The organism is Caballeronia sp. GAFFF2, from assembly GCF_023631485.1.
In the GTDB taxonomy this organism is placed as follows: Bacteria; Pseudomonadota; Gammaproteobacteria; order Burkholderiales; family Burkholderiaceae; genus Caballeronia.
Window position 1 is genome coordinate 218228 of the sequence record NZ_JALQDA010000014.1, and the last position, 12661, is coordinate 230888.

Annotated in this window: 11 protein-coding genes and 2 tRNA genes; 6 read left to right on the forward strand and 7 right to left on the reverse strand. The window is 59.8% G+C overall.

Annotation, left to right across the window (positions count from 1 at the left end; all coding sequences use genetic code 11):
* Positions 1 to 129 precede the first annotated feature (129 nt).
* Both NCT04_RS10005 and NCT04_RS10010 read right to left on the reverse strand, forming a co-directional pair.
* Positions 130 to 206, reverse strand: a tRNA-Arg gene (locus NCT04_RS10005).
* A 109-nt stretch (positions 207 to 315) separates the two neighbouring features.
* Positions 316 to 1146: an undecaprenyl-diphosphate phosphatase gene (locus tag NCT04_RS10010; protein WP_244825722.1), complete on the reverse strand. Its 831-nt coding sequence runs from the start codon at positions 1144 to 1146 to the stop codon at positions 316 to 318.
* 565 nt (positions 1147 to 1711) lie between these two features.
* Between NCT04_RS10010 and NCT04_RS10015 the strand changes: the two genes are divergently transcribed.
* The 3 genes from NCT04_RS10015 (at position 1712) to NCT04_RS10025 (ending at position 3763) form a co-directional block, all read left to right on the forward strand.
* Entirely contained in the window at positions 1712 to 2614 is a 903-nt protein-coding gene (locus tag NCT04_RS10015; protein WP_250465237.1) for an aldose epimerase family protein, read from the forward strand.
* A gap of 113 nt (positions 2615 to 2727) precedes the next feature.
* Complete coding sequence (locus NCT04_RS10020; protein WP_250465238.1) at positions 2728 to 3414, forward strand: peptidoglycan DD-metalloendopeptidase family protein; 687 nt, start codon at positions 2728 to 2730, stop codon at positions 3412 to 3414.
* A gap of 28 nt (positions 3415 to 3442) precedes the next feature.
* Positions 3443 to 3763 (forward strand): hypothetical protein, encoded by a 321-nt coding sequence (locus tag NCT04_RS10025; protein ID WP_370652024.1) that lies wholly within the window; start codon positions 3443 to 3445, stop codon positions 3761 to 3763.
* Positions 3764 to 3801: 38 nt separating this feature from the next.
* On the opposite strand, the gene NCT04_RS10030 is transcribed toward NCT04_RS10025, so the two are convergent.
* From NCT04_RS10030 to NCT04_RS10040, 3 genes are all read right to left on the reverse strand, one after another.
* Complete coding sequence (locus tag NCT04_RS10030) at positions 3802 to 3945, reverse strand: hypothetical protein (protein ID WP_250465239.1); 144 nt, start codon at positions 3943 to 3945, stop codon at positions 3802 to 3804.
* A gap of 292 nt (positions 3946 to 4237) precedes the next feature.
* Positions 4238 to 4414: a hypothetical protein gene (locus NCT04_RS10035; protein ID WP_250465240.1), complete on the reverse strand. Its 177-nt coding sequence runs from the start codon at positions 4412 to 4414 to the stop codon at positions 4238 to 4240.
* An 82-nt stretch (positions 4415 to 4496) separates the two neighbouring features.
* Positions 4497 to 4573, reverse strand: a tRNA-Pro gene (locus tag NCT04_RS10040).
* A 138-nt stretch (positions 4574 to 4711) separates the two neighbouring features.
* Here NCT04_RS10040 and NCT04_RS10045 point away from each other — a divergent pair.
* Both NCT04_RS10045 and NCT04_RS10050 read left to right on the forward strand, forming a co-directional pair.
* A complete protein-coding gene (locus NCT04_RS10045; RefSeq protein WP_244825730.1) occupies positions 4712 to 5170 on the forward strand; it encodes a SixA phosphatase family protein in 459 nt (152 codons plus the stop codon).
* Between the two features lie 139 nt (positions 5171 to 5309).
* Entirely contained in the window at positions 5310 to 6122 is an 813-nt protein-coding gene (locus NCT04_RS10050; protein WP_244825731.1) for a GNAT family N-acetyltransferase, read from the forward strand.
* 18 nt (positions 6123 to 6140) lie between these two features.
* Here the strand turns inward: NCT04_RS10050 and ppx are convergent, their stop codons facing one another.
* Complete coding sequence (gene ppx / locus NCT04_RS10055; protein ID WP_244825732.1) at positions 6141 to 7652, reverse strand: exopolyphosphatase; 1512 nt, start codon at positions 7650 to 7652, stop codon at positions 6141 to 6143.
* A 253-nt stretch (positions 7653 to 7905) separates the two neighbouring features.
* Between ppx and ppk1 the strand changes: the two genes are divergently transcribed.
* On the forward strand, positions 7906 to 9969 hold the full coding sequence (ppk1, locus tag NCT04_RS10060; RefSeq protein ID WP_244825734.1) for a polyphosphate kinase 1: 2064 nt from the start codon (positions 7906 to 7908) through the stop codon (positions 9967 to 9969).
* A 1356-nt stretch (positions 9970 to 11325) separates the two neighbouring features.
* Here ppk1 and phoR read toward each other — a convergent pair.
* Positions 11326 to 12639 (reverse strand): phosphate regulon sensor histidine kinase PhoR, encoded by a 1314-nt coding sequence (phoR, locus tag NCT04_RS10065; RefSeq protein WP_244825736.1) that lies wholly within the window; start codon positions 12637 to 12639, stop codon positions 11326 to 11328.
* Positions 12640 to 12661 lie beyond the last annotated feature (22 nt).

The window sequence follows — 12661 nt, forward strand, 5'->3', positions numbered from 1 at the left end:
TCCGCTCGCAGCGGATGACGAAATTCACGCTTGGCGAGTGCGACGAACACAGCGAATGGTCGTCGAAAATACGGCGGAGTGATTTGCAAAAAGATGCGCCTGAACGCGCTTCGGAACAACCGCTGATTCTGGCCCGCCCTACACGACTCGAACGTGTGACCTACGGCTTAGAAGGCCGTTGCTCTATCCAGCTGAGCTAAGGGCGGTTACGAGGAACCACTTGAGACATGGGCGCGTGGCAGGCCAAGCGAGACCGGCCGCACCCAAGAGAGCGAGGATTTTACCTCAATCCGCAAGCGGCGCGGCCAGACTTGATTACAACGGCTGCGGATGCATCATGAACCATCCGAAGAAGAAGATGCCGGCGATCACGCAATACACGCCGAACGATGCCAGCTTGCCGTGACCTTCGAAATAACGCATCAGGAAACGCACGCTCAGATAAGCCGCGATACCCGTCAGCACGCCGCCGAGCAACGCATCGAAAAGCTGACCGGGCGCGTGAAAGAGCTTCGGCAATTCGAGCACGCCGGCCGCGAAGATGATCGGCGTGCCAAGCAAAAACGAAAACTCCGCCGCCGCTTCAGCCGTCAGGCCCGCGCCGACACCCGCGATGATCGTGAGACCGCTGCGCGAGAAGCCGGGAATCAGCGCGCCGATCTGCGCAAGACCCACCAGAAACGCCTGCTTGAACGTGAGCTTTTCGGGCGCGCGTGCTGCACGGGCGCGTTGCAGCTTGTCGCCGAACCACAGCAACACGCCATTGACGATCAACGCGGCCGCCACGATACGCAGATCGTGAAACAGCGCTTCGAGCCGCTTTTCGAGCAACAGCCCGACGATGCCCGTCGGAATGGTGCCGATGATGAGCGCCCACATCATGTGACCGTCGTCGTTGCGGCGACCGCCGAGCGAAGCGAACCAGCCGCCGATCAGCGCGACCCAGCGCTTGCGGAAGTACCACAGCAGCGCGAGGGCGGTGCCGAGATGCAAGGCGACGAGAAACGGCAGCAGTTGCGGCGCGTGCTTGTCGATATGCATGCCGATCAAGCCGGGAACGAGCAGCGTATGTCCAAGGCTACTGACCGGAAAGAGTTCGGTCACGCCCTGCAGCACGCTCAGAAAAATAAGAAACCAGAGAGTCACGCGTCGGTCCTTTTCATGAAAGAGGAAGGAAGACGCGCCGCGGAGTGCTTTCCTCGCTCCAAAGCGCAAGGCCGAAGGCGGCGAGACGAAGATCGAAGGGGATGAGGAAATGGTGCGGCGCGCAAGTCGGGACCGATTATGCACAGCCGTAGTTGGACCGCCAAGCGGAAAACGTACAAACGCGTGCGACAGGCGTCACCGATCGATAAACGTCAGCGAAACCGAATCAATCAGTAATTTATAAGAAAGCGATATCGAATCAAGCCGAAAGAACCTCGACGAGCAGGCGGCGCGCTGCTCAGCCCTTCAGCTTATAAAGAAAGATTGCCGTGCTCGCGCCGAAGAGGCCGAACATCGCGACGCCCATTGCCATCGCCAGATCCATGGTGACTCCCTGTCCGTCTGATTTCCAACATTCGGTTGCTATAACAACACATCGTCAGATGAGACGGCAGTCGCAATTTCCCGCAAAGGGTTTCTCCGTAGGACAAAGCAAGGCAGAATCGTCGGGGTTTCAAGGCCCGTTTTCAGCGCGATCATCATTTCACCGGAGCGTCTTCGCACCATGTCATCTCAACCAGACGTGATTCATATCGAGCGCGATGGCGCCGAAATCCTGCTCGCGCCGAGCGCCGGCGGCCGCCTCATGACGTGGCGAGTGAACGGCGAGCCCGTCATCCACTGGCCCGATGCGCCCGGCTGGAGCAATCCGCCCAAGATTCGCGGCGGCAATCCGCTGCTGTTTCCGTTTCTCGGCCGGCATTTCGTCGACGGCGAAATCAACAAGTGGCGCGATCAGGACGGCGTCGTCCACACGCTCTCGACACACGGCTTCGCGCGCGACCTGCCGTTCTCCTGTACGCGCGATGCCGACGGTCACGGCCTGCGCATGACGCTCGTCGACAGCGACGCCACGCGCGCAGGCTATCCGTTCGCGTTCCGCTTTGAGGCAGCGTACCGGCTCGTCGATGCCACGACTCTCGAAGTCGAACTCACGACATCGAATCCCGGCGAAGTGGCGCTGCCCTATTACGCCGGGCATCACTTCTATTTCCATCTGCCGCACGATCAACGGGCACAAAGCAGCGTGGAGCTGCCGCGCACCGAGCGCCGGCATCAGTTGCCCGGTGGCGCGATCAGCGAGGCGACGCCTGGCTCGCCGCGCTACTCGCTGGGCGACGCGAGCATCATCGACAACTTTCATTGCTTCACGGGTCCTTCCGATCAGCCCGTGCGCCTGAACATGCCGGGCCTGAAGCGCACCGTGAGTTTCGAGCTGCATCAGCCCGATTCGGTGCCGTGGTTTGCCGTCACGACCTGGACCGAGGCGGATACATCGGACTTCTATTGCGTCGAGCCGTGGATCGGCTTGCCCGATGCCATCCATAACGGTCTTGGCCTGCGCTGGCTCGCGCCGGGCAAAACGGAGACCGCGTTGCTCAGGCTCGCCGTCACGCGCGCCGACTAAACGTTGCAAACGGCTTTCTGTCAGGGGAAACCCGAAACGGTAAAATCCTGCCTTCGATCCGCCGCGCAAAATTTCAAACGCCCGTCGCGCGGCGGCGCCTTACGAGGTCAGGTTTGCATAAAAGAATCCGCCAGTTCGTTTTTACATCGCTCGTCGCGGCGGTCGTGACGCTTTCCGCTTGCGGCTCCGGTCCGGTTGCGCCCGGTTACTATCGCGTCGAGCGCGGCGACACGGTCACGAAGATCGCGCGCGCCAATCGCACCACCGTCGCCAATCTCAAGCGCTGGAACAGCTTGTCGAATCCCGATGCAATCGAAGTCGGACAAGTGCTGCGCGTGGTGCCGCCGGAAGGCTCGGCGACGGCTTCATCGAACGTGGCGAGCACGAGCACACCGAAGAGCGCGGACACCGCACCGGCGACGAAGCCGGGACCGGGCATCACGCTCGTCTGGCCCGCACAAGGCGACGTCATCCGCAACTTCAACGGCAGCAACTCGAAGGGCATCGACATTGCCAATTCAGCGGGAACGCCGATCGTGGCCGCGGCGACGGGCAGCGTCGTCTATGCGGGCAACGGCTTGCGCGGCTACGGCAACATGTTGATCGTCAAGCATAACGAGGACTACCTGACCGCCTACGCACACAACAGGACGCTCTTCGTGAAGGAAGGCCAGACCGTGCAGCAGGGCCAGAAAATCGCCGAGATGGGCGATACCGACAGCGACCGCACCATGCTGCATTTCGAGGTGCGTTACATGGGCCGCTCGACGGACCCGGCGCGTTACTTGCCGTCGCGTTGAACGCAGACGGACCATAAGAGGAAGATCGATGATTTCGATGAAGAGAATCCACCCGGGCGCAGTCGTTGCCGCTCTCGCGCTTACCGGCGCGCTCGGCGGATGCGCCCACGGCCCGACCATGACCTACTTGCCATCCGGCGACACGGGCTTCGCCATCAACTGCAGCGGCGGCGATGCGAGCACGAGCTGGGCGGCCTGCTACAAGCAAGCGGGCGAAGTGTGCGGTGCATATGGATACGACGTGGTGTCGAAGGACAATGACAACGGCGCGACTTCCGGCGGCACGGTCGCGGGTATCTTCGGCGCGAACATCAAGAATCGTTCGATGGTGATCCGCTGCAAGCAGTGACGCTTGCATGCGTGCCTGCATGAGCGCTCAAGGGAACATCACGCGCTCGCGGGCTTGGTCCGATCGCGCTTTGGCGTTTTCCTGCGCCAGCGGCCGGACAATGGATCGATACGCGCGGCAAACGCAAAGAGGAATGCAAGCGCGAGCGGAGCAACGATAGCGAAAACCGACAGCAGATTCATGGCGAAACCAGAATGCACTAAGTCGTCGGATATTAACCTTGCGGCAAATGTTTCGCTTAAATGTCAGTTAGAAGTTAAGGTCAGTATGGATGACCGACGCGTCGTTCCTACCGCGCAAACGTGTGGCGCCGGCGTATTGAAACTTGCACGCCGTTACGCTCGGAAACAAGCGCACACAGTTGCCGAGGCCAAGCCTCCATAAAATGTCTGCAGCCCGCGCTTCTCTCTGCGCGAACAGTCCGCGCGGGTTAGAAGCGCCGGCGCTCATGCGTCGGCGCTTCGCCTTCTTTCACTATGGATCGGCCGACGTCGGCGCGATGAGCATCGACGGCGGGGTGTCGTCGGTCGGTACGCCCTTATAGTCGGGCGGGTCTTGCGGCGGATGCTTTTGATTGGCGGGTTCGGTGCATGCAGCCAGCATGAGTGCAAGCGTGGCGGCACCTAGAACGGACACGAAGTTACGCAGCATGAAGTCCCCAAGAAGACGTCAAACCCGACGTCATAAAGACAAAGGGGTTACAAGCCGTGACTTGTAACCCCTTCGTGTATGGTGGTCGGAGCGAAAGGATTCGAACCTTCGACCCTCTGATCCCAAATCAGATGCGCTACCAGGCTGCGCTACGCTCCGACAAGCCGCAGATTATAGCTTGCTTGCCGCGACGCCGCAAACACTTCCGGCAGAGGGAACGAATGTTGCCACTTTAGCGAGTGACGGCCGCCGCCCGGTCATGCAAGCTCTTGCCATTTCGAATTCGCGGAGACAACGATGAACCTCATTCTCTGGCGTCACGCCGAAGCCGAAGATCAGGCCGCAAGCGATCTCGCGCGTCAACTCACCTCGCGCGGACGCAAGCAGGCGCAAGGCACCGCAAAGTGGCTGAAGGCGCGTATCGACGACGATGCGGTCTTCATCGCAAGCCCGGCCACGCGCACCATTCAGACCGTCGAAGCCTTCGGCGATCAGTATCGCGTGATCGATCAACTCGCGCCCGGCCGACGTGCACAAGACGTGCTCGATGCCGCCGGCTGGCCCGATGGCATCGCGGAAACGGTGGTCGTCGTGGGCCATCAGCCTACGCTCGGACACGTTGCCGCGTGGCTCATGACCGGCGACGAAGCGGACTGGTCGATCAAGAAATCAGGCGTCTGGTGGTTCCAGTCGCGCTCGCGTCACGGCGACGGCCAGGTCGTTCTGCGCGCGGTGACGAACCCCGATCTGCTCTAGCCGAAAGGCCGTGTAATCGCAGGTTCAACAGAATGTCGTTTCATCGAAACGTCACTGCGATGCCATGCGAGCGTCATTGCGCGTTACTACATTGGCGAGGACCGAAACCCTCAAGCTTTCGTCCTGCCGAGGAACGCCAATGCTCGATATGCCGACGCCCTTCCTGCCAACCGGAGCGTCATCGTCGCTCTCGCTCGATTCGCGCCGCCAGCTTCCGCGTACCGCGGAAACCATCACCGGCCAGCATCGGCTGCAAGTGTCGTGGGCGCGTTCCGGCGACGCCGTGCGTGAAGCCCAGCGGCTGCGTTACCGCGTGTTCTCCGAGGAGATGGGCGCGCACCTCTCGGGGCCTGCGGGCCTTGACGTCGATGTCTTCGACGCCTACTGCGATCATCTGCTCGTGCGCGATCTCGATACGTTGAAAGTGGTCGGCACGTATCGCGTGCTGCCGCCGCATGAGGCCGCGCGGATTGGGCGGCTGTATGCGGAAGGCGAGTTCGATGTGTCGCGGCTTGCGCATCTGCGGCCGAAGCTCGTCGAGGTGGGCCGCTCGTGCGTGCATCCCGACTACCGCAACGGCGCGGTGATCATGTCGCTATGGGGCGGGCTCGCGGCCTACATGAAGCACAACGGCTACGAAACGATGCTTGGCTGCGCGAGCGTCGGCATGGTCGACGGCGGGCACTACGCGGCGAACCTTTACACCTCGCTCGCCGCCGATGCCCTCGCCGCCCCCGAATATCACGCGTTCCCGCATACGCCGCTGCCGGTGGAGGAATTGCGCACGGGCGTGGAAGTGAGCCCGCCGCCGCTCGTGAAGGGTTATCTGCGTCTGGGCGCGAAGATATGCGGCGCGCCTGCGTGGGACCCGGATTTCAACACGGCGGACTTTCTTACCCTCTTCCGCCTGTCGGATATCAACGCGCGTTATGCGCGGCACTTCATCGGTTGATTCAAGGCGCGGCGTTCGTCAATCGCCGGTATAGACCACGCGATACGGGCGCCCGATCTTTTCCCACTCCATGGCTTCCTGAACGAGGCTGTAGTCCGTGAGCGGATTGCTCGCGACCCACTCGTTGGACAGCCGCACTTCGAAGCCTCCCGCCGCGCTCTTCACCTCGATGCCGGGCAGCCCGACATCCGCGCGCCGGCGCGACAGCAATACGGCAAGACGCAGGCAAAACAGCAATGTCCAGTCGACATCGCGCGCTTGCGCGAGCTTGCCGAGCTTGCCCGCGTGACCCAGCACGAGCGTCGCGAGCCGCGCCTGGTCCGTGCGCGAAAAGCCCGGCATGTCCGCGTTGCTCGCGATATACGCTGAATGCTTGTGATACGCGCTATGCGCAATCGACAAGCCGATCTCGTGAAGCGACGAAGCCCACGCGAGGAACATGCGTTCTTCCTCGCGACGTTCCGCATCGGGTTCGCCGAGCTGATCGTAGAAGCTGATCGCGAGCGAGCCGATGCGTTCGGCCTGCGCGGCATCGACGCCATAACGGCGCTTGAAGCCTTCCACGGTGACGGTGCGCATGTCCTGATGCTGCGAACGCCCGAGCAGGTCGTAGAGCACGCCGAGACGCAAGGCGCCGTCGGTGGTATCCACATAATCGATACCCAGTTCCTCGAACACGCCGAGCATGATCGAAAGGCCGCCCGCGAGCACTGGAATGCGGTCCGGCTTGAGCGCGACGAGCTTCAGCCGATTGACGTTCTCCGCCTTGATGACCGCGCGCTTCAGACGCTCCAGCCCGCCGCGCGAAATGCCGTGCGTGATGCCAGGGTCGTTGAAATCGTTCGCTTCGACGAGTTCCGCGAGCGCGCGCGCCGTGCCTGAAGAACCAATGGCCTGATCCCAGCCGGTCTGCTTGTATTCGCGCGAGATGATCTGGATTTCGCGCTTGGCCGCGAGTTCGGCCTGGCGCATGGTGTATTCGTCGACGTTGCCGGCCGGAAAGAACGTGCGGCTGTGGCTCACGCAGCCGATATACAGACTCTCCATATGAATCGGCGTGTAATGCGAGCCAATGATGAACTCCGTCGAGCCGCCGCCGATATCCACCACGAGGCGCTTGCCCGCGCTCGCCGGCACCGAATGCGCGGCGCCCGCGTAGATGAGCCGTGCTTCTTCCCTACCGGCGATCACTTCGATCGGAAAACCCAGCGCGCTTTCCGCCTCGCCGATGAATTCGTGCGCGTTCTTCGCCACCCTGAGCGTGTTGGTGGCCACCGCGCGCACCTGATCCGGATGAAAGTCGCGCAAGCGTTCGCCGAAGCGCTTCAACGCTTCGAGCCCGCGCAACTGCGACGCACGGTCGAGCATTTTGTCCTTCGATAGGCCCGCGCCAAGGCGCACGGCCTCGCGCAAGGCATCGACCTGGTAAATCTGGCTGCCTGCGGGCGTTTCTTCCACCCGCCCCACGATCAGCCGGAAACTGTTCGATCCGAGGTCGACCGCAGCAAGAAGATGAGGATGAGTGACCATCGGATGTCCAGGGATCGTGGGAGGAGGCGCGCTTTGCTGCAGCGCAGGATTCTATTCTACGTCGACTACTTATGCGCCGATGTCAATTGGTGAATCACGCTCGACCGCGGTAATCACGCGCCCTGCGCTAGCGACGCTAACCACAATGTGAGTAGAATTTGTGACAATCGTTCTGTCACAATAAAGCCATCTTACTGTGAGACTATCCGAACGTTCCCTTGCCCTTCCGATCGAGACACCATTCTCCCAGCCGATGTCCATACGCTATCCGCTCTTCAACCGCGAACTGGGCATTCTAGGTTTCAACGAGCGAGTTCTGGCGCAGGCCGCCGATATCTCGGTTCCCTTGTTGGAACGCCTGCGCTTCATCTGCATCACGAGCAGCAATCTTGACGAATTCTTCGAAGTCCGCATGGCCGGGCTGCAGGAGCAGATGCGCGACAACCCCGGCTCGCTCTCGCCGGACGGCATGTCGCTGCAGCATGTCTACGATCTCGTCTCGGAACGCGCGCAGCGCCTCGTGCATCAGCAATACGTGATGCTGCATGAAATCGTCTTGCCCGCGCTCGAAATGGAAGGCATCTATTTTCATGGCGCGGAAAGCTGGAGCGAGCAGCAAAACGCCTGGGCGCGCGAATATTTCCTGAACGAACTGCTGCCGGTGCTGACGCCGATCGGCCTCGACCCGGCGCATCCGTTTCCACGCGTGCTGAACAAGAGCCTGAACTTCGTCGTCGAACTGGAAGGCACGGATGCTTTCGGCCGTCAGGCCATGATGGGCATCGTGCAGGCGCCGCGCGCGCTGCCGCGGCTCGTGCGCATGCCCGAGGCGCTGTCGGGTTATCCGCATGGCTTCGTGCTGCTGAGCACGTTCATGCAGCACTTCGTGAGCGAGCTGTTTCCGCATCTCATCGTGCGCAATTGCAACCAGTTTCGCATCACGCGCAATAGCGAACTTTTCGTCGATGAAGACGAGATCACGAATCTGCGCGTCGCCTTGCAGGGTGAGTTGCCCGCGCGGCATCTGGGCAATGCGGTGCGGCTCGAAGTATCGGCGGAGACGCCACCGCATCTCGTGCGGCGTCTGCTCGACGAAAGCCAGTTGAGCGAGCGCGATTGTTATCGCGTGAACGGGCCGGTGAATCTCGTGCGGCTCATGCAACTGCCTGAAATGGTGGACAGGCCGGACCTCAAGTTCGTGCCGCACATTCCTTCGGTGCCGAAGTCGATCGCCAACACGACCAATCTCTTCGATGCGATCGATCAGGGCGATATCCTGCTGCATCATCCTTACGAGAGTTTTCAGCCGGTGCTCGAACTGCTGTTGCAGGCGGCGAAAGATCCGCAGGTGATGGCGATCAAGCAGACCATCTACCGGACCGGCACCGATTCGCCCTTGATGGATGCGCTCATGCAGGCCGCGCGCAATGGCAAGGAAGTGACGGTAGTGGTCGAGTTGCTGGCGCGTTTCGATGAAGAGACGAACATCAACTGGGCGTCGCAACTCGAAGCGGTGGGCGCGCATGTGGTGTATGGCGTGGTTGGCCACAAGTGTCACGCGAAGATGATGTTGATCGTGCGGCGCGTGTCGCAGGGCGGCAAGATGGTGCTCAAGCGTTACGCGCATTTAGGCACGGGAAATTATCATCCGCGCACGGCGCGTCTTTATACCGACTTCGGTCTCATGACCGCCGATCAGCAGATGTGCGAGGACGTGCATCATGTCTTTCAGCAGCTGACTGGAATTGGCGGAGAGATTCCGCTGCATCTTTTGTGGCAATCGCCTTTTACCTTGCACGCGAAATTGATCGATGCGATTCGCGCCGAGGCGGAGCATGCGCGCGCGGGCCGGCGGGCGCGGATCGTCGCAAAGATGAATGCGTTGCTCGAGCCTACCGTGATTGCTGCCTTGTACGAGGCATCGCATGCGGGCGTGAAAATCGATTTGATCGTGCGTGGGGTTTGTTCGCTCAAGCCTGGTGTGGAGGATCTTTCGGAGAATATTACCGTTCGGTCTATTGTCGGGCGCTTCCTCGAACATCATCGCATCTTCTATTTTTATGCGAACGGGCAAGAGGATGTGTATCTTTCGTCGGCGGACTGGATGGATCGGAACTTCTTTCGACGCGTCGAGGTGGCGTTTCCGATTCGCGATCGGCGGCTTAAGCGTCGGGTGATCGCTGAAGGGTTATCCGTCTGTCTTGGGGATAATCAGTCTGCCTGGGTCATGCAGAGCGATGGGCATTATCGTAAGCGGCGGTCGGGGAAGTCTATTCGCAATGCGCAGTTGGGGTTGCTGGCTAAGTTTTGTTCTTAGGGTGTTGGTTTTGTGGTCGGTTTTTTCCTGGGAGATTGAGCCGTTGTCTCGCGGTTTGTTTCAGTAGCCGCCTCCCCGGCGGAGGGGGGGTAACTTTCTTTGCGGCTGCAAAGAAAGTCACCAAAGAAAGCAGCTTTGGAACCGGCTTCTGAAGCACAACTGGTTCCTCGCTATTTACCACAAGCCCTTTGGGCACTTCTCATTGCTCATGCTCGTGGTGAATTATCTAGCACCGGGGCCTTCTGGGAACTTGAGCCGTTGTCTCGCGGTTTGTTTCAGTAGCCGCCTCCCCGGCGGAGGGGTAACTTTCTTTGCGGCTGCAAAGAAAGTCACCAAAGAAAGCAGCTTGGAAACCGGCTTCTGAAACACAACTGGTTCCTCGCTATTCACCACAAGCCCTTTGGGCACTTCTCATTGCTCATGCTCGTGGTGAATGCTTTATCTAGCACCGGCGCCTTCTGGGAATTTGAGCCGTTGTCTCGCGGTTTGTTTCAGTAGCCGCCTCCCCGGCGGAGGGGTAACTTTCTTTGCTGCTGCAAAGAAAGTCACCAAAGAAAGCAGCTGTAGAACCGCCTTCTGAAGCACAACTGGTTCCCCGCTATTTACCACAAACCCCTTGAGCACACCCTCTCGCTAATGCCGGCGGTAAATCTACGTTAAGCACAGACTTGTCACTAGACAGCGTTAAGGAAGACCTTTGTCTCGTTGTTCTTTTCTTAGGGTGTAGGTGCAAAGTTAACCATTAGGGCGTCGTAATTTATTTTGCGTTTTGGTCGGCCACCGTATGTGTGTTCTACTCCTGGCACATGTAGAACACGCATGCGCTTTTTCGTTAGGCGGCGTGATGGCTCTATTCGCTTGCGCGTGCTAACGATTTACCACGAGCGTGAGCGACGGGGAGTGCCCAAAGGGCTTGTGGTAAATAGCGAGGAACCAGTTGTGCTTCAAAAGCCGGTTCCTAAGCTGCTTTCTTTGGTGACTTTCTTTGCAGCAGCAAAGAAAGTTACCCCTCCGCCGGGCAGGCGGCTACTGAAACGAAACGCGAGACAACGGTACAACTTCCTAGCAAGCGCTAAACAAAGATCTCTAAGCGGCCAAAGGCTTCCTCGAAGCAGCCTAAAAGAGAAGCGTGCGCCTGGAAATTGACCTACGACGAACGTTAGCAATGGGAAGTGCCCAAAGGGCTTGTGGTAAATAGCGGGGAACCAGTTGTGCTTCAGAAGCCGGTCCCTAAGCTGCTTTCTTTGGTGACTTTCTTTGCAGCAGCAAAGAAAGTTACCCCTCCGCCGGGCAGGCGGCTACTGAAACAAACCGCGCGACAACGGCTCAACTTCCCAGGAAGCTAAACAAAAACCCCTAAGCCGCCAAAGACTTCCTCAAAGCAGTCCTTGAAGAAGGAAACCGAACAACAAACGTACTCCCCTTCCCGACTTCACTTTTGACATCGAGCTCCGCATGATGCCGCTGCAGCACATGCTTGACGATAGCAAGCCCGAGCCCGGTGCCACCCGTATCCCGCGACCGACTCCGATCCACGCGATAAAACCGCTCGGTAAGCCGCGGAATATGCTCTGCGGGAATCCCATACCCGCTATCACGCACCGTGAAAACCGCCCGATCCGCCACACGTTGCCAAGAGACTTCAATCGCCCCGCCATCCGGCGTATAACGCACCGCATTGGTAACGAGATTCCCCAGCGCACTGACGACCTCGGTCTCCGCGCCTGCGATAGTCAACGAATCATCGATATGAAAGGCAATCCGGTGACGCCCGCCAGAAAGATTCACCGCGTCGTCTTCGAGATGCCGCATCACCGCGCGCATATCCAGCAACTCGTCGCCAGGCGGACGCACATCGCCTTCCAGATTCGCAAGCACCAAAAGATCACGCACGATATTCTGCATGCGCGAAGCCTGCTGTTCCATCATGTCCAGATAACGCATGCGGTCCGCCTCGCTGAGCGGCAACTCACGCATGGTCTCAAGAAAGCCCGATAACACCGTCAGCGGCGTCTTCAATTCATGCGAGACATTGGCGACGAAATCGCGTCGCATCGAATCGGTACGCTCGAGTTCGGTGATGTCCTGCGTGAGTATCAGCTTGCGATGATCGCCATAAGGAAATACCTGCACCGATACCGTGTGCTGCCGGTTCACGCCCATTCCGCGCATTACGAGCATTTCCTCGTAATGATGCGAGTTCAGATAGCGAATGAAGTCCGGGTGCCGCACGAGATGCGTGATGTGCTGGCGCAGATCGCGTTTGGCATCGAGCCCGAAATGCTTCTCGGCGATAGCGTTGCACCACTCGATCTGATCGTGATCGTCGAGCATCGCCACGCCATTGGGCGAAGCCTGGATCGCCTGAATGAAGCGCGAATGCTGTTGCTCGACCTGCCGCACTTGCGCATGCCAGCGCTTCGCCAGCTTGTGCAAGCGGTAATAGATTTCGCCCCAGATGCCGAGCGCGCTAGGCACTTCGCCATACACCGGCGCTTCGAGCAGACGCCAGAGACGCTGCGTGTGATAGGTGGCGAAAAAGCCCTGCAGAACCAGCATGACGACGGCGACAGCCAGCGCCACGCGCACGCCGGCAAACGCGCCGATCGCCGCACACAGCGCGGCGAGCAGTACGAGGGACACGACTGACCGCGTCCAGATGATATTCATGTTGTCGGCGAGTCCAAGCGAC

What these genes read in the sequence shown, in the direction of transcription:
- ppk1 (WP_244825734.1), top strand. Translation starts at nt 7,906, where the DNA reads ATGTCCATACGCTATCCGCTCTTCAACCGCGAACTGGGCATTCTAGGT.
- NCT04_RS10015 (WP_250465237.1), top strand. Translation starts at nt 1,712, where the DNA reads ATGTCATCTCAACCAGACGTGATTCATATCGAGCGCGATGGCGCCGAA.
- NCT04_RS10045 (WP_244825730.1), top strand. Translation starts at nt 4,712, where the DNA reads ATGAACCTCATTCTCTGGCGTCACGCCGAAGCCGAAGATCAGGCCGCA.
- NCT04_RS10050 (WP_244825731.1), top strand. Translation starts at nt 5,310, where the DNA reads ATGCTCGATATGCCGACGCCCTTCCTGCCAACCGGAGCGTCATCGTCG.
- ppx (WP_244825732.1), bottom strand. Translation starts at nt 7,652, where the DNA reads ATGGTCACTCATCCTCATCTTCTTGCTGCGGTCGACCTCGGATCGAAC.
- NCT04_RS10035 (WP_250465240.1), bottom strand. Translation starts at nt 4,414, where the DNA reads ATGCTGCGTAACTTCGTGTCCGTTCTAGGTGCCGCCACGCTTGCACTC.
- NCT04_RS10030 (WP_250465239.1), bottom strand. Translation starts at nt 3,945, where the DNA reads ATGAATCTGCTGTCGGTTTTCGCTATCGTTGCTCCGCTCGCGCTTGCA.
- NCT04_RS10025 (WP_370652024.1), top strand. Translation starts at nt 3,443, where the DNA reads ATGATTTCGATGAAGAGAATCCACCCGGGCGCAGTCGTTGCCGCTCTC.
- phoR (WP_244825736.1), bottom strand. Translation starts at nt 12,639, where the DNA reads ATGAATATCATCTGGACGCGGTCAGTCGTGTCCCTCGTACTGCTCGCC.